Origin of the sequence: Alkalibacterium subtropicum, from assembly GCF_900112455.1 — a bacterium.
Lineage (GTDB): Bacteria > Bacillota > Bacilli > Lactobacillales > Carnobacteriaceae_A > Alkalibacterium > Alkalibacterium subtropicum.
The window spans coordinates 20266-44791 of the sequence record NZ_FOLT01000004.1 but is presented as its reverse complement, the minus strand read 5'-3'; the positions used below and the strand labels follow the sequence as shown (position 1 = coordinate 44791).

The 24526-nt window shown below is 41.9% G+C and carries 26 protein-coding genes; 21 read left to right on the top strand and 5 right to left on the bottom strand.

The features are described from left to right. The first annotated feature begins 172 nt into the window (after positions 1-172). A complete protein-coding gene (locus BM049_RS05355; protein WP_091529287.1) occupies positions 173-1078 on the top strand; it encodes a GNAT family N-acetyltransferase in 906 nt (301 codons plus the stop codon). Positions 1079-1304: 226 nt separating this feature from the next. Here the strand turns inward: BM049_RS05355 and BM049_RS05350 are convergent, their stop codons facing one another. Continuing rightward, complete coding sequence (locus BM049_RS05350; RefSeq protein WP_091529286.1) at positions 1305-3101, bottom strand: methyl-accepting chemotaxis protein; 1797 nt, start codon at positions 3099-3101, stop codon at positions 1305-1307. 225 nt (positions 3102-3326) lie between these two features. Between BM049_RS05350 and thpR the strand changes: the two genes are divergently transcribed. Then, positions 3327-3872 (top strand): RNA 2',3'-cyclic phosphodiesterase, encoded by a 546-nt coding sequence (gene thpR / locus BM049_RS05345; protein ID WP_091529284.1) that lies wholly within the window; start codon positions 3327-3329, stop codon positions 3870-3872. Positions 3873-3954: 82 nt separating this feature from the next. On the opposite strand, the gene heR is transcribed toward thpR, so the two are convergent. After that, positions 3955-4740 (bottom strand): heliorhodopsin HeR, encoded by a 786-nt coding sequence (gene heR / locus BM049_RS05340; protein WP_091529282.1) that lies wholly within the window; start codon positions 4738-4740, stop codon positions 3955-3957. Between the two features lie 219 nt (positions 4741-4959). On the opposite strand from heR, the gene BM049_RS05335 reads away from it, so the two are divergent. From BM049_RS05335 to BM049_RS05270, 14 genes are all read left to right on the top strand, one after another. Then, positions 4960-6183: an NADH:flavin oxidoreductase/NADH oxidase family protein gene (locus tag BM049_RS05335; RefSeq protein WP_091529281.1), complete on the top strand. Its 1224-nt coding sequence runs from the start codon at positions 4960-4962 to the stop codon at positions 6181-6183. 123 nt (positions 6184-6306) lie between these two features. Beyond that, entirely contained in the window at positions 6307-7656 is a 1350-nt protein-coding gene (locus BM049_RS05330; RefSeq protein ID WP_091529279.1) for a hemolysin family protein, read from the top strand. A 150-nt stretch (positions 7657-7806) separates the two neighbouring features. After that, positions 7807-8040 (top strand): hypothetical protein, encoded by a 234-nt coding sequence (locus BM049_RS05325; RefSeq protein ID WP_091529278.1) that lies wholly within the window; start codon positions 7807-7809, stop codon positions 8038-8040. A 21-nt stretch (positions 8041-8061) separates the two neighbouring features. Beyond that, positions 8062-8913 (top strand): DUF6544 family protein, encoded by an 852-nt coding sequence (locus BM049_RS05320; protein ID WP_091529276.1) that lies wholly within the window; start codon positions 8062-8064, stop codon positions 8911-8913. Positions 8914-9058: 145 nt separating this feature from the next. Further along, a complete protein-coding gene (locus BM049_RS05315; protein WP_091529275.1) occupies positions 9059-9253 on the top strand; it encodes a YwbE family protein in 195 nt (64 codons plus the stop codon). Between the two features lie 115 nt (positions 9254-9368). Further along, a complete protein-coding gene (locus tag BM049_RS05310; protein WP_091529273.1) occupies positions 9369-10358 on the top strand; it encodes a prenyltransferase/squalene oxidase repeat-containing protein in 990 nt (329 codons plus the stop codon). A 44-nt stretch (positions 10359-10402) separates the two neighbouring features. Further along, a complete protein-coding gene (locus BM049_RS05305; RefSeq protein ID WP_091529272.1) occupies positions 10403-10906 on the top strand; it encodes a YcxB family protein in 504 nt (167 codons plus the stop codon). Positions 10907-10978: 72 nt separating this feature from the next. Then, entirely contained in the window at positions 10979-11731 is a 753-nt protein-coding gene (locus BM049_RS05300; protein WP_091529270.1) for an alpha/beta fold hydrolase, read from the top strand. A gap of 1 nt (position 11732) precedes the next feature. Then, positions 11733-12299, top strand: coding sequence for a DUF4256 domain-containing protein (locus BM049_RS05295; protein ID WP_091529627.1), 567 nt, complete (start codon positions 11733-11735; stop codon positions 12297-12299). Between the two features lie 113 nt (positions 12300-12412). Beyond that, a complete protein-coding gene (locus BM049_RS05290; RefSeq protein ID WP_218147212.1) occupies positions 12413-13366 on the top strand; it encodes a M15 family metallopeptidase in 954 nt (317 codons plus the stop codon). Continuing rightward, entirely contained in the window at positions 13353-14675 is a 1323-nt protein-coding gene (locus BM049_RS05285; protein ID WP_091529269.1) for a CapA family protein, read from the top strand. Before BM049_RS05290 ends, BM049_RS05285 begins: the two co-directional genes overlap by 14 nt. Before the next feature lie 250 nt (positions 14676-14925). After that, a complete protein-coding gene (locus BM049_RS05280) occupies positions 14926-15405 on the top strand; it encodes a DUF2975 domain-containing protein (RefSeq protein ID WP_091529267.1) in 480 nt (159 codons plus the stop codon). Positions 15406-15415: 10 nt separating this feature from the next. Further along, positions 15416-15637 (top strand): helix-turn-helix domain-containing protein, encoded by a 222-nt coding sequence (locus BM049_RS05275; protein WP_091529265.1) that lies wholly within the window; start codon positions 15416-15418, stop codon positions 15635-15637. Between the two features lie 45 nt (positions 15638-15682). Continuing rightward, positions 15683-15967 (top strand): DUF1294 domain-containing protein, encoded by a 285-nt coding sequence (locus BM049_RS05270; RefSeq protein WP_218147211.1) that lies wholly within the window; start codon positions 15683-15685, stop codon positions 15965-15967. Positions 15968-16101: 134 nt separating this feature from the next. On the opposite strand, the gene BM049_RS05265 is transcribed toward BM049_RS05270, so the two are convergent. Together BM049_RS05265 and BM049_RS11730 are read right to left on the bottom strand one after the other, a co-directional pair. Beyond that, on the bottom strand, positions 16102-17106 hold the full coding sequence (locus BM049_RS05265) for an EAL domain-containing protein (RefSeq protein ID WP_218147210.1): 1005 nt from the start codon (positions 17104-17106) through the stop codon (positions 16102-16104). A gap of 121 nt (positions 17107-17227) precedes the next feature. After that, complete coding sequence (locus tag BM049_RS11730) at positions 17228-17374, bottom strand: lmo0937 family membrane protein (RefSeq protein WP_143079460.1); 147 nt, start codon at positions 17372-17374, stop codon at positions 17228-17230. Between the two features lie 153 nt (positions 17375-17527). Between BM049_RS11730 and uvsE the strand changes: the two genes are divergently transcribed. From uvsE to BM049_RS05240, 5 genes are all read left to right on the top strand, one after another. Next, positions 17528-18787, top strand: a complete 1260-nt coding sequence (gene uvsE, locus BM049_RS05260; RefSeq protein ID WP_091529263.1) for a UV DNA damage repair endonuclease UvsE — start codon at positions 17528-17530, stop codon at positions 18785-18787. Positions 18788-18810: 23 nt separating this feature from the next. After that, on the top strand, positions 18811-19536 hold the full coding sequence (locus tag BM049_RS05255; RefSeq protein ID WP_091529262.1) for a TspO/MBR family protein: 726 nt from the start codon (positions 18811-18813) through the stop codon (positions 19534-19536). 148 nt (positions 19537-19684) lie between these two features. Next, on the top strand, positions 19685-20692 hold the full coding sequence (locus BM049_RS05250; RefSeq protein WP_245751868.1) for a YeiH family protein: 1008 nt from the start codon (positions 19685-19687) through the stop codon (positions 20690-20692). Between the two features lie 27 nt (positions 20693-20719). Next, on the top strand, positions 20720-21628 hold the full coding sequence (locus BM049_RS05245; protein ID WP_091529258.1) for a glycerophosphodiester phosphodiesterase family protein: 909 nt from the start codon (positions 20720-20722) through the stop codon (positions 21626-21628). 32 nt (positions 21629-21660) lie between these two features. Beyond that, on the top strand, positions 21661-23220 hold the full coding sequence (locus tag BM049_RS05240; RefSeq protein WP_091529257.1) for a bifunctional metallophosphatase/5'-nucleotidase: 1560 nt from the start codon (positions 21661-21663) through the stop codon (positions 23218-23220). 392 nt (positions 23221-23612) lie between these two features. On the opposite strand, the gene BM049_RS05235 is transcribed toward BM049_RS05240, so the two are convergent. Continuing rightward, on the bottom strand, positions 23613-24512 hold the full coding sequence (locus tag BM049_RS05235) for a cation diffusion facilitator family transporter (RefSeq protein WP_091529255.1): 900 nt from the start codon (positions 24510-24512) through the stop codon (positions 23613-23615). Positions 24513-24526: the final 14 nt, after the last annotated feature.

Below are 24526 nucleotides of genomic sequence, written 5' to 3'. Positions count from 1 at the left end.
TGATACAATAACGGAGGCAATGAGGAGATAATACTGATATTCTTTTCTCAATTTTAAGTCTATTGTTTGTTTTTTTCAACACAAATGGATTTTTAAGCAGAATTGAAAAACCGTTGCTTGACACATTCGAAAACGATAACAGTAGCGGTCGATCCCCAAAGAGGTGTTATATATGAGTATAGATTTCAGAAATTATACTGGAACAGCGGGTGTTACAGAAGATTATTACAAAGTCAGAGCTTTTTTAGTTGAATCAGAAAGCACTCAGTTCACCTATGCAAGATGGGATTGGATGATCACACATGATTATCTGGATAAAAGTAAGCTAAGCAGAATCGGAATCTGGGAAGATTCAGACAAAATAGTCGGAATAGCTGTTTTTGATTTATTTTTAGGTACGGCCTACTGCTTGAGCTTTCCTGAATATGGTTTTTTGAAAAGAGAACTGATGCTTTATTCAAAGGTACATTTATCTAAGAATGGCGAAGTCGGGATTGTCATTCCTGATTCGGACATCTATATGCAGAAGATCGCTTCGGGATTGGGATTTGTTGCTACCGGCACAAAAGAAGAAGATTCGATTTATTATATCGATAAAAATAGGCAAGAAGTGACGCTTCCAAAAGGATTCAGTATAACTAGTTTGCAGGAAACCTTTGATCTATATCAGTATTACCGGGTGCTTTGGAGAGGGTTCGATCATGAATTGAACGGGGAAGGAACCTTCGTATTCACCCAAGAAAACAAAGGTTCTGGATATGAGCAGATGATACGTGCGAATGTCGATTTAAATCTGAAAATCGCTGTCGTTTCTCCTGAAGGGGACTTTGTTTCCTATTGTGGAATCTGGTATGAGCCGGAACTGGACTTTGCCGTAATAGAGCCTGTAGCTACAGATCCTGAGTATCGACGAATGGGTTTAGGTAAGGCCGCAGTACTGGAAGGCATCAGGCGTGCGGGTGAACTAGGTGCGAAAAAAGTCCTGGTTGGTTCATCACAACAGTTTTACTACAATATAGGGCTGCGGCCTTATAGTACTGCTACAGAATGGAAGGTACCTAAAAGCCAACACAGATGACAGTAATGCCTGTCACTTATTAGAAAATAAGAGGCAGACCATGTCTGAAAGCACAAGTTCGAACCCATGCCGTTATGGCAGTGAGTCTTATATTTCTTCTTCCTGTTCCATTGCCTGGAGCTTTTGTGGACCGGAGGCAATTTAAACAGCCGTTAACAGAAATCAGTGAGATCTGTTAACGGCTGTTTAAATTATTTAAGTGGGAAAGCGTTTCATCAAGGATCAGTTAGAGTTTGTAGTCCGACAGATAGGTCTTGAATTCATTGATGAGATTCTTAAAGTCACTGATCCCGCTGATCAGCTTTTCAATTTCCTGTGCATAGCTTGAGACGTTTGAACTGACTTCTTCTGTAGATGCGGAATTTTCCACAGCAATTGCTGCCAGCGATTCGATGGTTGAAAACAGCTGGGATATTTTATCTGACTGTTTCTGCAGTTCCTCTGCGGAGGTCAGCATTTTTTCTGATACATTTTCTATTTTTGTGTAGGAGTGTTCCGTCTGGCTGATTGCATGTCTGATTGCATGACTCTCATTGCTTATGACATCGAACTGGTTAGTCAAGCCGTCGACCATAGTATCCATGTCACTAAGAAAACCGAATATGTTCTCCTTGATATTATTCGCTGCTTTTTCTGATTGAGTCGCCAGTTTCCTGACTTCTTCAGCAATCACCGAAAACCCTTTGCCTTTTTCTCCAGCTTGAGCTGCTTCGATCGATGCATTCAACGCCAGAAGGTTTGTCTGATAGGCTATGTTTGTAACGAATGTAGCTATTTCTTCGATTTCGGTACCTTTGTTTTTCAGGTTGATGCTGTCATTTTTGATGTTTTCAAATTCTTTAAGGATCGTTGAAAGATTGTCCACAGTCCCATTCAATGTACCGAAAGACGTCTGAATGGTCTGTAAAGCAAATTCCAATTCTGCTTTGTTCTGGTTTTCCTGACTGGAAATACGTTCGATACTGGTTACATTTTCCTGTAATGTTTCAACGCTGTCTTCGGTTTCTTCAGCTTGCGTACTTGCTGCGTGTGCCAGTTCTTCCACAATACCGGCAATTTCTTTGCTTGTCTCATTCATTGTCGTGGATATACCTCGCAGTGTTTCACTGAATCCGTTCATTTCTTCTGTCATGCTGTTAAAGCCGATGAAATCTTCAGCTACCTCAGCTTTATAGGCATTAATACTTGAGTGTATCGTCTGGAACATATCTTGACCGGTATCGATTTCTGTAGTAATGACGAACTTTTTCTCAGTTAATGAATGTAATTCCTGGTGGATATCTTTCATCGGCCGACTCAGAAGGTAAAATCCCAGATAAGTGGCCAAAGCTGAAACTAGAGGGTATATAATATAACCGTAATCAATATTTCTTAGTAAAAAGCTTCCCCCAAACCCTATGATAAATGCGAGGAGACTAATTTTTACACCCATATCTGTAATAAAACCGAAAGAAAGAATTTTATTGAAACGGTATTTTCTCTGCTTCCTGACGACATATGGGAAGGTCAGCTGGACCACCATTTCCTCTTTTGACCGGGAGAGTTCTCTGACGGTCACTTCTTCTCCAAAATGTTCTTTGGCTCCTTCAAGCAGTCCGTGCAGGTAATCAAACATCCCTCTTTTTGAGCGGTATGTCAATTCGACATCGTTGTTTCCAATGATTTCCATATCCAGCACAGGTGGTTTTGATCCCGCAATACGTTTTCTGACAACTTGATGAACATCATTCATTGAATTTAGAAAATGAAATAAATTGGCTTTGTTAAAAAAAGATGAATAACCTTCATGAAACGCCTGGACATTATCTTTGCCAATAGCTTTCCATAAATCTTTTTCTGAGACAGCGAAGTGTTCAGCGATCTCTTTTGTAAATGTAAAAACTTTATGATCATCGATATTGTCCAAAGGAGAGATGACTTTATTAGGATTCATTCCTGCCGCTTGCATCTTTTCTTTAACGATATCTTCCGGATACATGCGGCTTAAAGTTTTTACCCAAGTTCCTACAACTGTACCTTTCAAACTTATTCCCCCTAAAAAGTAACAAAAACCAATTGCCCGGTTTCTGTTTAATACTTACTTTATGTATTATCGGTTTATAAATGATACTATTAATATATGGAACGTTATTTATTTCGAATTAGTACAAAAAAGTTGGATTTTAGACAGAGTTGGAAAACGTCAGACAAAAGATGAGTTGTTCTGTAGAAAAGCTGAATCGAAAGGACATTATAGGAAGGTGAAAGAATGAGGGTTTTTATTGCAGTCGAACTGGAGGACAAAGTGAAAGATATGCTTATACACGTTCAGGACCGACTTAGACCTTATGTCAGTACGGGAAACTATACCGATCGGAATAATTTCCACATTACCCTCAGGTTCATAGGTAATGTCGACCAGCAGGAATTGAATGTCCTGAAGCAGGTCATTGATACGACGGCTCTTCATGCAAAGGCACTGATTCTGTCTACAGATAAACTGGGACATTTCCCAAGAAAAAATAAAGAAATCATCTGGGTCGGCGTAAAGGGACAGGTGGGGAAGCTGTTTAAGTTGAAAAAACAGCTGGAAATCGAACTTGAAGAGGCAGGATTTTCGAAAGAAGAACAGGACTACACTCCCCATATTACTATGGTCAGACAAGCCGTATCGGAAAAAGGATTTGATGAAATTAAAGCTGACTTGAGAGTGCCGAAGGAAGAAATTGCGGTGAGGAGTATCGCATTAATGGAAAGTAAACGAGTAGATGGTGAACTGGTTTACACAGCGATCCACAAACAAGATTTTCACTAGCTGCAACCTTCCGTCCTTATAGAAAAAAAGACATGAAAAAACGAGATCCGCATACTTCCGGGATCTCGTTTTGATTTGTTCTCTACTGGGGTTGCATGACTCCTGCGAAAGCGAGCCAGGCTAAAACGGACTTAGCCACCAGACTCAGGACGATATAGCCTTTTTCACCATACAAGTAGTTGTCCCACTTGCCGATTTTCTTGTACTGCAGGATCATATTGATTGGAAACAAATTGAAGAAGACGAAATAACTGCCGACAATGGCATAAACAAACCAGGGGACTTCTGCCGGATTTGAGTTTCCGAATGCGTATAACAGGATCACGACCCACGGTGCTACGCCAGCAAAGCTGCCGAAAACGAAGGGTTTCCAGTTTGTTTTCTCTGTATACTGGTTGATTTCTTCCATGTCTAAACCGAATAGATTCATGGAGGCATTAGCGGCAATGATCAGAATGAGGGCACCAATATCATAGACACCGAATAACAGGGCGATCAGCACGATCATAAGTGATGAGCTGAGGGCATATTCATACCATCGGAAAGGGTTCATCCCTTTTTTTAAGTTTCTATTATAAATGGGATTACCCCAGGGACTGACAATGATAAAGTGTGCTGCAGCAGAAATAAATAAAAACAAAGAGACAGCGATCCCGAACGGCACATCAAATAAATGATTGGTTTCAGTAACAAGACGCATTTGAGTCTGATCGAATGTAAGAAAATTGGACATGACAGGTACAGTAAAATCAGCGATTCGTTCAATAAAGAGCGCAAATCCCAGCATTAAAAGACCTTGAACGAGATGAAGAAACCCCATCACTGTATTAAATTTTTTCAGTGATTCCATAGTGATTTTTTTCGACATGACAAACACCTTCTTTTCCATATTTTTGAAATTTCAAGCTATCATTTATTGCCTGTATCACCTCCTCTTTACTTGGGATAATATAGGTTTATTATAAGGAAATTATATCACATATGTTATCTACAAGCTCGACAGACACTCGTTGATCGATCACAAACTTAACATGTTACACTTAAAAGGAAAGAGTAATAGTAAATTTACATTGAGGAGAAATGATGAATGAACACTTTTAAGTTATTAGAACCACTGATATTGCCTAACGGGATCGAAATAAAGAACCGTTTTCTAAAGTCGGCGATGAGTGAAACCTTGGCTAACCGGTATCATCAACCCACTGAGGATCATATGAAATTGTATGAAAGGTGGGCAGAAGGCGGATCAGGTATTGTCATTACGGGGAATGTTATGGTCGATCATAAAGCGCTGGGAGAACCGGGCAATGTGGTTGTTGAAGATGAAAGAGATCTTGACCTATTAAAAAAATGGGCAGATGCCGGCGACAGGAATGGGTCCCAGCTGTGGATGCAGATCAATCATCCGGGTAAACAGTCTCCCCGTTCGTTATCCAAAGAACCCGTCGCTCCAAGTGCCGTCCCTTTGAATAAGTACTCAAGCCGATTGTTCAGCGTCCCCAGAGCATTAACTACAGATGAAGTAAAAGAACTCGTAGAAAAGTATATAAGGACTGCCGGGGTGGCAAAAGAAGCAGGATTCAAAGGGGTTCAAATCCATGGGGCCCATGGTTACCTCGTGAGTCAGTTTCTTTCGGCACAGCACAACCAGCGAAACGACCAGTATGGTGGGCCACTTGAAAACCGGATGCGATTTTTAATGGAAATCTATACCGGAATGAGAGAAGAACTGGGGCCGGACTTTTCTTTAAGCGTTAAGCTCAATGCTTCCGATTTCAGTGCGGGCGGGTTCAATGAACTGGAATCGCTCCATGTGGCAAAGGCATTGTCTGACGCTGGAATCGATTTGATCGAGATCTCAGGAGGAAACTATGATAACCCCAGAATGTTCAGAGAGACGGAGAAAGTCAGGGAGAATATATTCTTTATCGATTATGCTGAAAAAGTAAAGGCATCTGTGGATGTGCCTGTCGTAGTGACAGGTGGTTTCCGTTCGATCGAGAGTATGGAAGAAGCTTTGCAGCAAGATAAAACATCAATGGTCGGGTTAGCGCGGCCTTTAGTTTTGTATCCAGATTTACCGGAAAAGCTCATTAGGGGTGAACGTCTGGAAATCACTACCCCAAAGCTTACTACCGGTAGCAGCTATCTGGATGAAAAAGTGGGCGCATTAATGGGTATCAGTTACTATGAACATCAGATCGCCCGGCTTGCTGAAGGAAAAGAACCCAAGGTCACCCGTAATGGATGGAGGCCTCTACTGCACACATTGAGATCTCACGGATTGACCGGTCTGTTGCCGAGACGATAAAGGGGGGTGCAGGCAAAACGCACTTTTCTCGAGTAGCCAGAAGCAGTCAACTTTTATTGACAATAAACCCTGGTATGATAGACTTATTTTAACTAAGAGGTAACACTGTATGGAGGATATCCAATGGCAATAGCAATCATCACACTCATCATTCTGATCCTTTTAAATGGGTTCTTTGCAGCATCTGAACTGGCTTTTGTCAATCTGAATGACAATAAAGTCAAACGCATGGCGGATAATGGAGACAAAAAAGCCCAGAAGTTATATGATCTTATATCGCGACCCAGTTTATTCTTGAGTACCATCCAGATAGGGATCACTCTTGCAGGTTTTCTCTCCAGTGCTTTTGCTGCGGATTTCTTTGCAGACCCCATGGCCCAGGCACTGTACGACCTAGGTGTCCCTATGTCTCTCAGTGCTTTGAATTCGATTTCAGTTGTGGTTATCACTGTCGTGCTGTCATATTTCACATTAGTCTTTGGTGAACTCGTTCCAAAACAGCTGGCGATGCAGAAAGCTGAAGCTATCGCCAACATTGCGGTAGGGCCAGTTTCCCTGCTGGCAAAAGTCAGTGCACCTATTGTGAAATTTTTGAGCTTTTCCATCAAAATCATATTTAAATTATTCGGTGCGGATCCTAATGCTGAGAATGAAGAAGCGACAGAAGAAGATATCCGCATGCTGGTAGATTTAGGGCGTGAAAGAGGGACGATCCACCCAGTCGAAAGAGTGATGATCGAGAACATATTCGAATTCAATGATACGACGGCATCGAACATATTGACTCACCGGACGGACATGATAGGTTTATCTGCAGATTCGGATTTGAATACTGTATTGGAAACAGTGAATAAATATCAGTACACCCGTTTTCCAGTATATGAAAACAACATAGATAACATCATAGGCGTCCTCCATGTCAAGGATCTGTTTATGTACATGAAAAAAGATAATGGCTCTACCTTTATACTAAAAGAAGCTATGCGGGCACCGCATTTTGTCCAGGACTCTCAGACGATAGATAAATTGTTTGCCAAAATGAGACAGGAAAACACACATTTAGCTATTGTCCTTGATGAATTCGGCGGCACCCAGGGAATGATCACCATTGAAGATGTCATAGAAGAAATCGTTGGAGAAATAACCAGTGAAAGTATGGAACCGAATATTTACGACGAAGAGATCACGAAGCTTTCTCCAAAGCAGTACAGAGTGATCGGGACCTATCGTTTGCGGGATCTGGAACATACACTTAATGTCAGCTTTCCAACGGATGAATTTGATACAGTCAGAGGTTTTCTGATCAATGAACTGGGACATGTGCCAGCCAAAGATGACCATGCAGTAGTAGAATTCAAACACCTGACATTTGAAATTGAAGGGATGGATGAAAACCGCATCGAAACGGTCCTGATCACAGTTAATGAACAGATGGATGATAACTCAAAAGAAACGTCTGGTCAGACGACATAATATAATAACTGAAAAAGAGCTGACCATGATCATGGTCAGCTCTTTTGTGCATAAAGATTGAATTATCCAATCATTGATGTTAATCTTTTCACAAAGACAGGAGCCGGTCTTCATACATAGTTGGTTTTATTTTAAGGGAGGAGAACAGATATGAAAAATACAAAGAACATCAGCATAGTTTTATTCGCAGCTGCTTTTCTGCTCGTGTTAGGCTTTGGCGTGCGTCTAGTCGCTGATTACTATCAATATCAGGAAGGGCTGAAGTCGTACCCGTTTTATTTCTATATGGTGGGCAGAGGACTCACATTTTTAGCGCCTGCTGTATTATGCATTATTGGAGGAAGAAAGCTGCAACCTGCTCATGTGAAAAAGGATAAAAAGTAACGGAAACGGAGGACAGAGATAATGTCGCTGACCAAACGGATAGTCATTGGCTTACTGGTACTTTCAGGAGTAGTGGTAACAGGCTCATTTTTAGCTCAGAGTCTTTTTAAGCGAAATGTTAAAGCTGAAGTGGAGGAACTTTTCAGTGCAGTAGAAAAAAAAGGAGAACGGGTATCGGAAGAAGATCTGGAAGGCTTGCCGGAGAGTGTAAAGAGATGGTTTAAATATAGCGGAATGATAGGAAAAGATCGAGTGATGTCTGTCCGGTTAAAACAACAGGCTGAAATGAGACTGGGGCCAGACAGCAGATGGCTGCCGGTCGAAGCGGAACAGTACTTCACTTCAGAAGACCCCGGTTTCATCTGGGATGCAACAATAAAAGCTGCACCTTTTGTTCATATTTCCGGTAGAGACAAATATCAAAACGGCCAAGGGAGCATGCTGATAAAACCTTTGTCAATCTTTACCCTGGCTGACTCTCAAGGAGAAGAAATCGACCAGGGGACGCTGTTACGCTATCTTGCAGAAACCATGTGGTTCCCATCAGCGTTGTTGAATGACTATATAGAATGGGAAGCTATCGATGACAATAATGCCAGAGCAGTCATGACTTATGATGGTGTCTCTGCTTCCGGTATTTTTACGATAAATGATCTCGGGGAAGTTGTTCGATTCGAAGCAGAGCGGTACGGTGATTTCGATGGTGAATTTAGAATGGAAACGTGGTCGATACCAGTTAGTGCCTATAAATCATTCGAAGGGTTAAAGGTACCGACAAAAGGCGAAATCACCTGGAAACTGGATGAAGGGGATTACAACTGGTTTAATTTTGAAGTCATGGACATTGAGTATAACAAACCATATGTGTATTGAGACTTTTTTCTTTTTATTAAACGATAGGATTTTGCAGGAAATCACTAGATGCTCTATACCTGCTTACTTTCGCTTGTTTGTGTTAATATAAGGAAGAACATTAGAACATAAGTTAAACCAATTATTTAATAAGGAGCATACACATATGGATGGAACAAAACGGGCAGATATAGAACCGGGTAAAAAAGTGAAAGTCGTACAGAAGCAAGATCAGCGTTCAGGCAAACTGACAGAAGGTGTAGTCAAAGATATCTTAACTAACTCAAAATCACATCATCACGGCATCAAAGTGAGACTGGAAAGCGGTATTGTCGGACGAGTGAAAAAAATAGAAAATTGAAAAAACAGCAACTGTTGTTAATAACAGTTGCTGTTTTAGTGTAGAATAGAACTATCAATTGAAGGATAGATCACTTTTCAAGCAAATCGCACCCTCCATATGAGGAGATGATATTATGACTGGCGAATACAATCAGCTTTGGTTGGAGCAGTTGAACTATGATCCAATTGTTCCTTTAATAAAAAAGAGTGATGCAGCCTTAAAACTTAAGGTATATAAGGATTTATGTAACCGGAAAGTTCGTTTTGAGTTATGCTGGACAGCAGAAGAAGTCTTGAAATTGAAAAACAAACAGGATCCACAGGGATTTTGGAAGTATCCTCAACAACGTGATCATACGGATATGACTAACTTGAATCAGTATCAGTCATTCAAAAATTTAGGTAAACTCGTTGAAATGTATAATCTGGATCGCACTCATTCGGCCATTAAAAATGCAGCTGAATATTTCTTTTCTGTTCAGACAGATCAGGGAGATTTCCGAGGTATTTATGACAAACAGTATACACCAAACTTTACAGCCGGAATCACGGAACTTCTTATTAAAGCAGGCTATTCAAATGATGAAAGAATTATTGCGGCTCTGGACTGGTTAATAAGTACACGGCAGAACGATGGAGGCTGGGCGCTTCCATTCAGAACAAAAAAGTATAACATCGATGTCACTTATGCCTATCACAAAACGATTGAACCTGATTTAACTCAGCCTTCTTCATACATGATTACTGCAGTAGTGCTGCGGGCCTTTTCTGTACATCCGAAGTACAAAAAACGACAGGATATTATAGAGGCAGGCGAACTGGTCAGTCGTTATATTTTTAAACGAGACATCTATCCTGACAGACAGGATAAAAAATATTGGAAACAGTTTGTCTATCCGTTCTGTTATGCTGACTTAATATCTGTGTTAGATTCTCTGTCGCTTCTTGGATTCCCGCCATCTTATCCTGGCATTAAAAGAGGATTGCAGTGGCTAGTTGATGAACAGCTGGAGTCAGGCTTATGGCAGTTCAAAATTAGTTCAGGTCGAGACAAAGAACGAATACAATGTTATCTGAACTTAGCTGTCTGTAAAATTTTCAAACAGTTTTATGGAAACCAGTGACAGATTTTAGGAAAGTAATATATAAAAGAGAACGTGGGGATTGCATGATCATTAATTATGAAGTAAATGAGGAAGACTTTATTCAATTTAACCTTCACTATATAATAGATTCACCTGCTCAAAGAAAAACGTACTGGTTTTTACGTCTTTTGATCCCTCTTATGTTTTCCGTATTGATTTATTTTATAGGCACCGTTCTATTCAGCCAGCCGGCCATTTATTGGATGATTATTGCTACAGGATTTTTCGGGTTAGGGGTCCTTTATTTCCCGGATCAGTACCGAAAGGTCATCCTAAAACAAACCAGAAAGATGTTGTCAAAAGGAAAAAAAGACGGTTTGTTTGGAGAGAAAACACTGACTATCAGTGAAGATGCGGTAACGGTAACAGGTGATAAGGCTCAGGAAGAACTGAAGCTGAAAGACATAAAAAGGATCGAACAGTATGATGATATGATTCTGATATACGACAGCAGTCGTTCTGCGGTCATTGTTCCAACGAGAGAATTAAGCTGGGATGAGGTAAAAATAGTGGCCACTCTAAAGTGATCTTCAGACGGTCGACATGAGAATCGTAGTGATTTAAAGGTGAGAAACTATTTCAGGAGGGAGTGTGGAAAGATGAAATCAAAACATCGATCGTGGAAAAGATGGGCCTTAGGGATAGGTATCGTCATATTACTGATTTTATTCTCTGCCTATATCTATCTGCGGCTCAATACGTATGAGGCTTTACCAGAAGCGGCAAGCTCATTGGAAGATGACACTGTCAGCCAGGAAGATGACTGGATCAAGATCACGCCTGATGAAATCATCGGACAGATCGTTCTCTATCAGGGAGGTCTGGTGGAGAATGCTGCCTACCTGCCCTTAGCCATGAAGCTGAGTGAACAAGGATATCAGGTTTTCATTCCAGATATGCCAGTGAATTTAGCTATACTCGATACTGATGCGATCGAAGAGATCAAAGAAGCTAACCCCTCAGAAAAAGAATGGTGGCTGGCTGGTCACTCATTAGGCGGAGCCAGTGCTGCGATTTATGCCGAAGAACATGCGGAACAGATCGACGGACTAGTCTTTCTAGCTGCTTATCCAAGTGATAACAGTGACTTGTCAGATTCAGACCTTTCTATTCTTTCGATTACCGGCTCACAGGATGGTATACTTGATACTGAACAGTTCGAACAGACAAAACGTCTCTTGCCTGAAGAGACGGTCTATGCCGAAATAGAAGGCGGCAACCATTCTAACTTTGGAGCCTACGGATTTCAGGAAGGCGATAGAGAAAGTGATCTGTCCCGGAAAGAACAGCACGAGGAGATCGTACGACTGATCAACGACTTTATAACCAGCGAAGGTGAGAATATTGACTGAAGTGAATAATTTTGAAGATAAATGTATAGCTGAAGATAGTCAGATTCTAATCTCCACATTAAAAAAACGGTTTGAAGTCCATACTTACCGACACGCTGGCATCACCTGGAGTGATGTTTTAAATAGACTGGAAAACAATGATAAAGCACTTGCGACCCTTCAGGCTATGGAACAGACAAAAGGGGAACCAGACGTGGTCGGCAGAGACGCCTCTACTGGCGAACTGTTATTTTTTGATTGTTCAAAAGAAACTCCTAAAGGTCGCAGAAAAGTATGTTATGATGATGCTGCATTGAAGTCCAGAAAAAAATTCCCGCCAGAAGACAGTGCGGTAAATATGACAGAGCAAATGGGGATAAAGCTGCTTGATGAAAACCAGTACAGACATCTCCAGCAGCTTGAAGAATGCGATAGTAGAACATCGAGCTGGATCAGGACACCTGAGAAAATCAGGGCACTGGGTGGTGCGCTGTTCTGTGATCGCCGATATGATACTGTATTTGTCTATCATAACGGCGCAGACTCCTATTACGGTTCGCGTGGCTTTAGAGGGTGTCTCAAAGTTTAGTGGAAAAGTAAGAGAACAATGACAAACTTGTTCAGATTAAACAGAAATGCTGGAAATGTGTTAAGATATAGGTGAGTTTTGAGTTAGAAAGATTATCCAAAGGAGATTAATAAATGCTTATGAAAAAATGGTTACTGACGACAGGTATGATCATGAGCTTGACGATGCTTGGCGCATGCGCTCAGACTGATGAGGACCCTGCTGGCGAACCCGGTCAGGAAGATATCGACGAATCTGAGCAAATATCATCAGATGATAACGATACAGATGATGTGGAAAATCAGCCTGAAGAAAGTGATAATGAAGAGACAGATGAGTCGCCAGACGGAGATAATGGAAACAGCCAGAACGGGGAAGAGTCTGATGAAACCAAAGAAGGTGATTCTGCTGAAGAAAATGATGCGGACACTGATGAAGAAGAGCAGACAGACGTTTCAGAGAATGAGATACCTCAACTTGAACTAGAAGAGGATATCCTGAATCCGTCCAGCATAGCCGTACTCGTGAATAAACAGTATAGTCTGCCTGAAGAGTATGTTCCGGAAAATTTGGTGACAGTTGAAGTGCCTACTGTCCTGCCGAATCCGGAAATCAAGCAGATGAGACAAGTTGCAGCAGATGCCTTGAAAGAAATGTTTGATGCGGCTGAAGCAGAAGGCATCATCCTGCATGCACGGTCAGGTTATCGCTCATATAATACTCAAGTCCAGTTGTTTCGAAATTATGCATCCAATCACGGCGAGGAAGCCGCAAACAAGTACAGTGCCAGAGCTGGAGAGAGTGAACATCAGACCGGACTGGTGATGGATGTCACCAGTGAAAGTGTGAACTTGCAGATCACATCGGCTTTCGGGGCAACAGAAGAAGGGCAATGGGTAAAAGAGAATGCCCATGAATTCGGGTTCATCATAAGATATCCTGAGGGAAAATCCGAAATCACAGGGTATGTTTATGAACCTTGGCATCTGCGCTATTTAGGAGAAGAACTGGCTACCGATGTCTATGAAAGCGGTCTGACCTATGAAGAATACCTAGTTGAGAGGGGATTAGACATTGAGATCCAATAATAGAAGAAGCAGTAAACGTACAGGCCTCATACTGGCCATCGTTGCATTAGTCGTTGTCGTTATAGTGGCAGGGATCTTTGTATTTGCCAATCCATTTGAGAATAATGAAGAGACACCCGACACCACAGAAGAGATCGAAGAAACACCGGAGAATTTCGGTGAAGATCAGACAAGTGATAATGGTGAAACCGATACTGGTGATGAAACGGCTCAGGAGCCCGAAGAACCGGAGGAAACATTCATCGATATCCAGATCTCTGCCGTAGGGGATGTCATGGCTCACGGAAACCAGCTGATCGCGGCCCGGAATAATCCGGAAGGGATATATAACTTCAACTCGGTATTCGATGATGTCAAACCCTATATTGAAGAAGCGGATCTGGCACTGGCCAATCTGGAAACGACGCTGGCGGGAGACTCAAGAGAATACAGTGGCTACCCGTTATTCAATGCACCGGATGAACTGGCAGATGCTCTTTTATATGCCGGTTTCGATACGATCGTCACAGCGAATAATCATAGTCTGGATACCCGGGCTGAAGGTTTGAGACGAACGGCTGAAGTGATCGAAGAGAAAGGGATGGATGCCGTAGGAACATTCAGTTCCAGTCCCGAACCGGACGAACGATTTCTGATCAAGGATGTTGAAGGCATCAAAGTAGCGGTAATCGGGTACACAGAACATTTGAATGGACTGGGTTCCCAGTATTCTGCTGAAGAAATCGATACTATGGTCAATACGATCGATGAAGCGCAGATGGTTGCTGACATTGAACGTGTGAAAGCGCAGGAACCGGATATTATCGTAGCTTATATGCACTGGGGAAGCGAATATACCCGTGATCCAAACACAGTGCAGACAGCCAACGCTGAGATCCTGGCACGCGAAGGCGTAGATATCATCTTCGGCAGCCATCCTCATGTTGTTCATCAAGCTGAATTTATCGAAGTGGATGGCAATGAAGCATTCGTGACCTATTCACTGGGCAATTTCGTTTCCAATCAGCGCCGAGAAACCCTTGGTCAAGGAATGGAACCCACAGAAGACGGGGTCATCGTAAATGTAGATGTTCAGAAAAACGAATTGACTGGTGAGACAACGATCGAGAATGTAGAATTCATTCCGACCTGGGTCTACCGTCACAGTGATACGGGCGGAGCTCCGTATACGTATCGGATCCTTCCAGTAGAATCTGCGCTGGAAGACTCGAGCTTGTCTGAGGGTTATAAGGAACGGATGAGAGGTTCCTACGAAAGAACAATGGAAAGAATCAACATGATGGAAGAGTCGGATACAGAACAAGACTGATCTGTATCGATATCTGGACAGTTAAAAAGTGGATGCGGGATGAATGAAACCCGGATCCGCTTTTTTATGTTTATTATCGAAACGGTGACTTAGACAAGATATGAATGCCGAAGGATGGTTCACTGCATAAAACTGTCCTTTTATCGTTTAAACGATCCTTAACTATTATTTAATATCAATAATTTTTTATTGATATTCGACAAATATATAGATAGAATGAGGGGGACAAATAAAATGGGAGTGGATGTAGATGAAAAAAGAAACATGGGTATTAAAAATTGCCGTCATACTTATCATGCTACCGGTCTTGGCCATCGTCATTTTTGGTTTTCCGGCAATCATTCGTGAAGCGTCAGAGAGCAGTACGCAGATGGTGATCGTACTGTATGGCATTCTTGCAGCATTATCACTCAGTATGTTTCCATTTTCAGCAGCTTTGTATCAAGCTTATAAGCTTCTTAACTACATCGACCATGATGAAGCCTTTTCAGATAAATCAGTCGATACATTGAGAAAAATCAAACGCTATGCCTTTTCCATTGCCGCTGTTCATTTATTGAGTTTCCCGTTCTATTTTATCGTAGGGGAAGTGGATGATGCACCGGGTGTCATTCTGGTCGGGCTGATATTTGTCTCAGCACCGGCAGTTATCGCTGTTTTTGCAGCAGTCCTGGAAAAACTACTGGATAATGCTCTAGACTTAAAAAAAGACAATGAGTTAACGGTATGAGGGGGTTCCTATGTCTATACAAGTAAACTTAGATGTCATGCTGGCTAAGCGAAAGATGAGTGTCACTGAACTCTCGGAAGAAGTCGGCATCACACTTTCAAATGTTTCTATTTTAAAAACTGGAAAGGCAAGAGCAATAAGGTTTTCCACGCTCAATAAAATCTGTCAGGTCCTTGCGTGTCAGCCTGGCGACATTCTTGAATATATCGATGAAGAAGATGAGGATCATTAAGATAAGAAAAGTATACGACTTATTTAGGAATGTGGGTGATATAAAATGTTTGATCTTGATCTTATCCAAGGACTCGTGCTAACAGCTATTGGGGGAATGAACATCATCACGTTTATTCTATTTTACAGTGACAAGCAGCGAGCTTTAAAAAGAAAGTATCGAATTTCTGAGAAACAACTGCTTACATGTTCCTTTGCATTAGGCGGTGTTGGCGCTTGGCTCGGTATGGTAGTATTCAGGCATAAAACCAGGCATTTGGTATTTAGGATCAGCCTCCCGGCAGCGGCACTGATCACCGTTTTAGCGATCGTCTTTTTGTTGATACAGTAAAATAAGAGCTAACCTGAAGAAGCATATTCTCAGGTTAGCTCTTTTTTGCAATCATTTATTTGACAGCCTGAAATCGTCGCATTAAGGATCCGATCGGTTCAGCCAGGTTTAATTGATTGCCAGTTTTTCCGCTGTTAAAACTGATTTAGATCGATGATTTTTTCTTCCAGAGGATCTGGAAGGGGCTTTCCGAAGAGATAGCCTTGGAATAAATCATAGCCTTTGTCTTTCAGCCAGTCAAAGTCCCTCAAGTTTTCGATGCCTTCAGCTAGGCCCATGGCACCGTAATGTTTTGCCTTTTTCAAAAAGGCGATGGCTATAGCCTGTTTTTCAGGACACTGACTCACCCCTTGAGAAATGGTCATATCCAGTTTTACATAGGGAGGCTTCAATTCGCCAAGCAGATCGAGGGTGTTATAGCCCGATCCTACATCGTCCAGAGCATAGTCAAACCCATTGTTCTGATAATAAGTGAGTATGGATTTAAGATGATCTGCATCGTCGACCTGTTCGGTTTCTACGACTTCAAAAACAAAACGGTTGCTTTTAATAGACAAACTGTTTGCCAGGGCAGCCGTTGTTCTCAAACAATACTCTGGCTGATAGATGGCTGTTGGTATGAAATTAATAAAAGCTTTCTGATCGTCATACAACCGCTTGATCTGTCTGACACCCTGCATCCGGCACAGCCGGTCCAGTGCGAAGGTCCTGCCGCGCAGTTTCGCGGCAGGGAAGACTTTATCCGGATAAACGATCGTTCCGGCATCATCAAAAAATCGTGCGAGCATTTCGTAACCATAAATCATACCGGTCTGAGTGATGATCGGCTGAAAATACATCCGGATATTCTTAGCTTTAATAAGATCATCCAGCCATGAAGAGTTGCGATAGGTGTCATACTTTTCCAGATTCATCCAGTCTTGATGAGGGGGTTTGAAGGAAACCCCGGTATCCATATCCATTTCTTTTAAAAAGTCCACTAAGTCATTACTTGCAGCTTCAGAAGTATGTAAGATATTATTATTCCAGGTAAAGGAACGGGAATGATGAGAAAAATGTTGACAAATTATTTCTTTTATATGAAGCGGTATCTGGAATGATAACTCGCTTTTACGTATCGTGCAGTTTGGGCAATGCATAATTATTCTCCTTTTTATACTATTTTATCATCAAAAGAGATGAAAAGGTATGAGAAATATAAAAACAGTCCGGGTGGATTATTCCACCCGGACTATTTTCAATTAGCCCTGTATGACTCTGTCACGGTTTTCTTTTTCCGGTAATCATTTGCCAGATAAATACCAGTAAGGCAATAACAAGAAGAACATGGATGATAGCTCCACCGATTTCGAATATGAATCCTAATAGCCAAAATAAAATCAATAACCCGATCAGTGTCCACAACATATTATGACCTCCATATTTTTGATATTTTAATTATATCAAAGAAGTTTTATATTTATGAATAATAAGGCTTGTCTATTCAGTTCTTATTATTCGTTTCAAGTGACAGTGAATGGTAAACTTATAGTAAGAATTTATACAGAGAAGGTGATGCACATGAGTATAGGCTATGCGTGTCTGACAAAGGGCGTACCTGAAGCTAATTACAGAACCTGTCGGAAAAGCAATGCCACAGAAGAAAATCTGAAAGAGCTGATCGGGCATAACCTTAGTGTTCTAGAAAAAATGATCGATTACAATCATAAGGAGGGAATCAGACTTTTTCGAATCAGTTCAGATATCATCCCCTTCGGTTCGGATTTTATTGTCAATGATCTGGACTGGCCCACCTTATTTGAAGCTCAGTTCAACCGGATCGGGGAAAAAATAAAACGCTATGATATCCGGGTTTCGATGCATCCCGGCCAGTATACCGTTTTGAATTCACCCAGAAAAGAAGTGGTGGACCGTGCGATCGATGATCTTACATACCACACCTTATTTCTGGATTTGCTGGGGACGACTGCGGAGAGTAAAATCATTTTGCATGTCGGTGGCGTTTATGGTGATAAAGCAAGTGCGATGGATCGATTTGCAGATGTCTACCAACAATTGGACGAACGCATAAAAGATCGACTCATCATTGAGAATGATGACCGTTCCTATACTATCGAAGAGGTATTGACTTTAAGCCAGAGGACTGGGGCTCCTGTCGTGTATGATAACCTCCATCACAGATTGAACAATGACGGAGACCTCCGGACAGATTCCTATTGGATAAACAAAGCCAAAGAAACCTGGCATGAAAAAGATGGTCGTCCAAAAGTACATTATTCCCAGCAGCAGCTGAATGGGAGAGAAGGCGCACATTCACAGTTCATTCGTATCGATGAATTTATGGGCTTCTATGAAGAAATCAAACCTTGTAAGGTGGATATCATGCTGGAAGTAAAAGACAAGAATCTTTCGGCAGTCAAGTGCCAATTAGCTACAACGGCTTACCCCGAAATAGGTGATCTGGAAAAAGAATGGTCGCGCTACAAATACACAGTACTGGAACGTTCGCCCGTGATTTATGAAAGTATAAGAAATCTGTTGAAGGATAAGTCTTCCTATCCGGTCATTCAGTTTTATCGCCTGATCGAAGCAGCGCTCAGTCAGGATATCGATGTGAACAAAGCGATAAATAGTCTGGATCATGTATGGGGCTACCTGAATAAACAAACCACAGCGAAAGAAAAAGAGCGGTATCAGACATATAAAGCGAATATAGTTGAAGAGCCGAAGAATCTCGAGAGAGTCAAGCGCTTTTTATATAAACTGGCATTAAAGTATAATCAGGATTATTTGCTTGGATCGTTATATTTCGAATTTTAAAAACCATAAAGGAGGGTGTAACAATGATAACCAGAAAGAGATTAGGCATTATTTACAGCATTACATTCATACTTATGCTGGCAGTCAATTACTTTACAGCTACAGATGTGGGGATGGTTGCTGACGAAAATCCGGCAATCATTCAACCTGCCGGTTATGTCTTTTCGATCTGGGGAGTAATATACTTATTACTGTTTTTCTGGATCGTCCGGATGTTTTTCAAAAACAACAGCAGTGAGCGTGTTTATGAAAGCATTCATTACTGGCTTGTTGCCAACTTTGTTCTGAACGGGTTATGGATCATTGCGTTTACACAGCTGTGGTATCTGACATCAGTGATTATAATAATCGGATTGCTCGTCACATTGCTCGTCATCTACAAAAAAATATCCCATGTTTCAACATACTGGTTTGACCGGCTTCCTTTCTCCATCTATTTTGGGTGGGCGACAGTCGCGACGATCGTAAATATCGTGACCTGGGTCAACGAGATGGGTGTAGAAGAGGTAGTCGGATTTAATGAATACCAGTGGACGCTGGCGCTGCTGATTACAGGCACCGCCATCGCCATCTTCGTTTCTCTAGTACATCAAGACTGGCTGTATCCGTTGGTGTTCGCCTGGGCGTATGTCGGGATCATCGTGAGAAATGATTATGAACTGTTCTGGCTGACAGCAGTCTGTGGCGCAAGTATCCTGATCCACCTGGGTGTCTCTTTTTATACAGGCATCAAACGAGCCAAAAGATAGGTAATAACTAATCCTTCACTTCAAGGAAAGTACAGTCATGTGTACCTGTCATTGAGTGAAGGATTTTTTTATATGCTTATAAGTTTCACTTAAGAATAATCAAATAAATGGTATAATGATTCAAGACTTGAGTGAAAGGATGAAAAATGTGCAGCAACTACTAAAAAGATTACCAGGGGTCAGCTTGGCCGTACTGATCGCCATATTGGCTGTTTACATAGAAAACATTTTGCCGGGACACTACATAGGAGCCACAGTTATTGCCATGTTTCTGGGTATTCTTTTCCGTACCGTTTATTACGATGAAAATCAACTTCAGGAAGGTGTCCAGTATGCATCCAAAAAGATTTTAAAAGGAGCGATCATTCTCCTCGGAGCATCTCTCAACTTTTCTATAATATTGGAAGTAGGGAGCCAGACGCTTCTGGTCCTAATCTTCACGCTCCTGACAGCTTTCGGCGGAGGCTATCTGTTAGGTAAAGTATTTGATATCAACTGGAAACTGAGTAACATGATCGCAGCCGGGACTGCTATCTGCGGAGGATCAGCTATTGCTGCATTAGCTCCAGTTATTGAGGCTAAAGACAGTGATGTGTCTTACGCTATTTCGTCTACCTTCCTGTTTGATGTACTGATGATCGTTTTATATCCGATCATAGGAACCTTGATCGGATTGAGCGATACCTTTTTCGGTTACTGGGCGGGAACGTCTATTAACGATACGTCTAGTGTAGTGGCTGCAAGTTTTGCCTTTTCAGAAGTTGCCGGAGAAGTGGAAACGATGGTAAAACTGACACGCACCCTGGCGATCATTCCAACAGTTCTGATATTCTCGACGATTTACTACAGAAAAAAACTTAAACAGCCAGAACGGAGAAAAGCAAAGGTTTCACTGTCTGGACTGATTCCATGGTTTATAATTATTTTTGTATTAATGGCCCTGCTTAATTCGGTGGGTTTTATAAGTCCTGAAATTTCGGGGGTAATGAAAACGATCAGTCGTTTTCTAATGGTTGTGGCTCTGGCTGCGATCGGTCTTAAAACAAACCTTTCAGTCTTTATCAGAACGGGATTCAAACCTTTTGTACACGGCTTTATTTTGTCATCACTGGTGGTTGTCGTGTCGTATGTCGTCGTCTTATTCATTATTGGCTGATTTTGATTATATGGGAGAGTAGAAAATATGGAAAAAATGTTAAAGGCTTTCGGAATCATTTTGATGAGTGTATTCATGCTCTGGTTCCTGCTCTTTTTATTTCCGCTGTCTTCAAAAACTGATCATGATTATTTTGAAACGAAAAAACAACCGCTGGTTATTGCCCATCGGGGAGGGAAAGCGCTGGCTCCAGAAAATACATTAGAGGCTTTCAGAAATGCATCCGAACTGGGAGTGGATGTACTGGAGTATGACGTGCATATTACAGCAGATGGTCATTTGGTCGTTATCCATGATGACACAGTCGACCGCACGACAAACGGTTCAGGAAACATCAACGAAATGACCCTGGAAGAAGTGAAAGCACTGGATGCCGGGTACCATTTCAAGGATGCACACGGAGAATATGTTTTTAGAGGGAAGGGTGTTCAAATTCCCACGGTTGAAGAGGTCTTTTCAGAATTCAGCAATAAGAGGCATCTGATCGAACTGAAAGATACGAATAAACCTGTGATGTACGGGGAACTGATCGATGAAATGTGGGCACAAATTCAGACCTATGACATGGAAAAGAGTGTATTGATCGCCAGTTTTGATCATGATATCAACCTCAGATTCAAGGATGTTTCAAACGGTGAAGTGGCCATAGGAGCGGGTGAGGAAGAAACACGTCAGTTTGTCATGATGCATAAAGCATTTCTTAACGCCCTTTATCAGCCCAAAGCTTCAGCCTTCCAGTTGCCTACTGAAAGAGAAGGATTTGATCTGGCAGACTGGAAGCTGATCCGGGGAGCAAATAATCGAGGGATGCATGTCTATTACTGGACGATCAATGAGGAAGACACCATGAAAGAGCTCATAGAGCTAGGGGCCAACGGTATCATGACAGATGATCCGCATTTACTATTGAATGTGTTGTCAGAGTATCAGAATTAGCTGGAAAAATCACAGACAGAGAGGGGCATTGGATGAAGCTGACTTTATTTGAAACAAGTGATATTCATGGTTATGTCTATCCCACAGACTATCAGTCTCGCTTCCAGGATGCGGAATATGGCTTGCTTAAACTAGCTGCGTTATTGAAAAGAGAAAGAAATGAAGCGATGGGATTCAGTCTGGCTATTGAAAATGGCGACCTTATTCAGGGATCTCCGTTCACTCATTATCTCGTGAAGCATAAACATTCTGCCGGAGCATTAATGAACATTGTCAACGATCTGCAGTTTGACGCAGGCGTCATTGGCAATCACGAATTTAATTATGGTCTGGATTACCTTGAATCAGCAGTGGTCTCAGCTGCGCATCCTGTTCTATGTGCCAATGTTCTGACGAGCGGAGGAAAGACAGCTTTCGGTGAACCGTATAAAATTTTTAATAAACAAGGTATAAAGGTGGCAGTTCTGGGACTAACTACGCAATATATACCGCACTGGGAACATCCTGAGAATTATGCAGGACTAACTTTTGAGTCAGCTGTAAAAACAGCAAAAACCTATGTCCCCCTATTGAAAGAAAAAGCGGATATCGTTGTGGTCAGTTACCATGGCGGATTTGAGAAAGACCTTCATACGGGTCAGCCGACTGAAACACTCACAGGAGAAAATGAAGGCTACGCTATTTTAAGTGAAGTTCCGGGCATCGATGTTCTTCTTGCCGGACACCAGCATCGGCTTCTCGCTGAAGTGGTCAACGGTACGGCTGTCGTCATGCCGGGAAGTAAAGGGGCATACTTGGGAAAAGTCGTAATGGACCTGGAGAAAGAGAAGGGGAAAGTGACGATCAAGACGATGGAAGCTGAGCTGCTCTCTGTCAAAGATGCAGCAATAGATAAACAGCTCGCCGCAGAATACAGTTGGGTGAATGACGAAGTGGAAGACTGGCTGGATCAGCCGATAGGACATGTCAAAGGTGATATGTCGATCGATGATGTGGAGCAAGCGAGAAAACAAGAACATCCCTACATCGAATTCATCCACCGTGTTCAAATGTATTATTCAGACTGTGATATTTCAGGCACCGCTTTATTCAATAACAGGGTCAAAGGGTTCTCTGACTCGGTCACGATGAGGGATGTCGTTTTAAACTATATTTACCCTAACACGCTGGCTGTACTGAATGTCTCAGGGCAGGATCTGAAAGCGGCGCTTGAACAGTCTGCGTCCTACTTTTCACTGAATAGTGAAAACAAACTAGTAGTAAATCCAGAGTTCATGAATCCAAAACCACAGATGTACAATTACGATATGTTCGAAGGGATCGATTATGTTATAGATGTGGCTCGACCTGAGGGGGAACGTATCACAACTTTTAAGTACCGGGGCAAAGATATCAAACCTGACGACAGGCTTGATATCGTCATAAATCAGTACCGGGCCGTCGGGGGAGGAAACTATGGCATGTTCGATGCAGGGAAAATCAAGCGGGAAGTGACGATTCCCATGAATGAACTGATCGGTGATTATTTTGCAGCTTTTTCTCCAATAAAAGCTGAGGTGAACAATAATTTCAAAGTCATTTCCTCAAGATAAACCTACTAATCTTAGTATGTTTTTAAATGTGAAGTCTTACTATAGAAAGAAAAAATAATCTCATGACTGATTATGTTGTATTGTGACCAGTTCCTGAAGAATGACAGCGTCAACTGGTCACAAGAGTGTTAGAAGAATCCTTTTTCTGGATTAAACGCAGGAAGAAGTTGGGACATATGTCACAGCTCCGTTTACGGGGAGTCATTATTAATTGTTGATAAGATGACCCACAGTGCGGTTTGATATCACGAAGTCGTCCACAAGTATCAGTAGCAGTAGATTCTATAACCCCTTACTGTCTGAACACGTTCGGGAAAATCATTACAAGTTTCAATGGAAAACAGCAGGTGCAACCTTCATTAAAGGTTGCACCTGCTGTTTTTAGTATGATTTTACATTTGTTCCCGATTGAACTGATCAGTTAAATCAAAAGGTTCCACATGCACATCGGTGTGCATCACATCAAATTCTTCATACAGCATCTCTTCGATGATTTCAGTTACGTCATGACCTTCCTGTACAGTCATCTCACCGTCTACCAATATAGTCACATCCACGTATGTATTTGCACCATACATGCGCGCTTTGATCGACGGCACACTTTTTACTTTAGGGATCAGACGTATCTTACTTTTATAGAGGTAGAGGTGCTTATCTTTAAATCCATCGGATAACGAAAAGGTGCTTTCTTTGAATACTTCAACTCCTGTTTTTACAATGATCATAGCGACGATGGAAGCCATGATGGTGTCCAGCCAAACCCAGCCGACCGCTGCCCCTAGTATGGCAGCAGCTGTAGCTAGACTCGTCAGACTGTCTGCCAGATTGTCCTGAGAAACAGCTTTCAGTCCTGTACTTTTTGCCTTTTTTGCCAGATTCAAGTTGTAACGGTACAGAATAAACAGGATCACAGAACTGATCAGGGCAACGGCAGCAGCTAATCGGTTAGGCGGGACCAGTTCTCCTCTGTAAAGGCGTATGATACTGCTTTGAAATACCTGAAATCCTACAAAAAGCATAATAAAGGATGTAACCAGGCTCGCTATAGGTTCAGCTTTCCAGTGGCCATATGGATGATTTGCATCAGCAGGTTTTCGGGCTGTTTTCAAGCCCACCAAAACCGTTACAGAGGAGAGGACATCGGTCAGATTGTTGAAACCATCTGCTGATAAAGAGGTCGAACGCATAAAGTAACCCACCGCCAGTTTGGCAATGGCCAGAAGGACATAGACACCAATGGAGACTCTTGCGCCTTGCTCGGCAATTTTGACACGTTTTATTTGACTGTTCAAACTATCCCTACTTT

Coding starts and splice junctions, on each gene's coding strand:
- BM049_RS05355 (WP_091529287.1), top strand. CDS start 173: ATGAGTATAGATTTCAGAAATTATACTGGAACAGCGGGTGTTACAGAA.
- thpR (WP_091529284.1), top strand. CDS start 3,327: ATGAGGGTTTTTATTGCAGTCGAACTGGAGGACAAAGTGAAAGATATG.
- heR (WP_091529282.1), bottom strand. CDS start 4,740: ATGTCGAAAAAAATCACTATGGAATCACTGAAAAAATTTAATACAGTG.
- BM049_RS05335 (WP_091529281.1), top strand. CDS start 4,960: ATGAACACTTTTAAGTTATTAGAACCACTGATATTGCCTAACGGGATC.
- BM049_RS05330 (WP_091529279.1), top strand. CDS start 6,307: ATGGCAATAGCAATCATCACACTCATCATTCTGATCCTTTTAAATGGG.
- BM049_RS05325 (WP_091529278.1), top strand. CDS start 7,807: ATGAAAAATACAAAGAACATCAGCATAGTTTTATTCGCAGCTGCTTTT.
- BM049_RS05320 (WP_091529276.1), top strand. CDS start 8,062: ATGTCGCTGACCAAACGGATAGTCATTGGCTTACTGGTACTTTCAGGA.
- BM049_RS05315 (WP_091529275.1), top strand. CDS start 9,059: ATGGATGGAACAAAACGGGCAGATATAGAACCGGGTAAAAAAGTGAAA.
- BM049_RS05310 (WP_091529273.1), top strand. CDS start 9,369: ATGACTGGCGAATACAATCAGCTTTGGTTGGAGCAGTTGAACTATGAT.
- BM049_RS05305 (WP_091529272.1), top strand. CDS start 10,403: ATGATCATTAATTATGAAGTAAATGAGGAAGACTTTATTCAATTTAAC.
- BM049_RS05300 (WP_091529270.1), top strand. CDS start 10,979: ATGAAATCAAAACATCGATCGTGGAAAAGATGGGCCTTAGGGATAGGT.
- BM049_RS05290 (WP_218147212.1), top strand. CDS start 12,413: ATGCTTATGAAAAAATGGTTACTGACGACAGGTATGATCATGAGCTTG.
- BM049_RS05280 (WP_091529267.1), top strand. CDS start 14,926: ATGAAAAAAGAAACATGGGTATTAAAAATTGCCGTCATACTTATCATG.
- BM049_RS05275 (WP_091529265.1), top strand. CDS start 15,416: ATGTCTATACAAGTAAACTTAGATGTCATGCTGGCTAAGCGAAAGATG.
- BM049_RS05270 (WP_218147211.1), top strand. CDS start 15,683: ATGTTTGATCTTGATCTTATCCAAGGACTCGTGCTAACAGCTATTGGG.
- BM049_RS05265 (WP_218147210.1), bottom strand. CDS start 17,106: ATGCATTGCCCAAACTGCACGATACGTAAAAGCGAGTTATCATTCCAG.
- BM049_RS11730 (WP_143079460.1), bottom strand. CDS start 17,374: ATGTTGTGGACACTGATCGGGTTATTGATTTTATTTTGGCTATTAGGA.
- uvsE (WP_091529263.1), top strand. CDS start 17,528: ATGAGTATAGGCTATGCGTGTCTGACAAAGGGCGTACCTGAAGCTAAT.
- BM049_RS05255 (WP_091529262.1), top strand. CDS start 18,811: ATGATAACCAGAAAGAGATTAGGCATTATTTACAGCATTACATTCATA.
- BM049_RS05245 (WP_091529258.1), top strand. CDS start 20,720: ATGGAAAAAATGTTAAAGGCTTTCGGAATCATTTTGATGAGTGTATTC.
- BM049_RS05240 (WP_091529257.1), top strand. CDS start 21,661: ATGAAGCTGACTTTATTTGAAACAAGTGATATTCATGGTTATGTCTAT.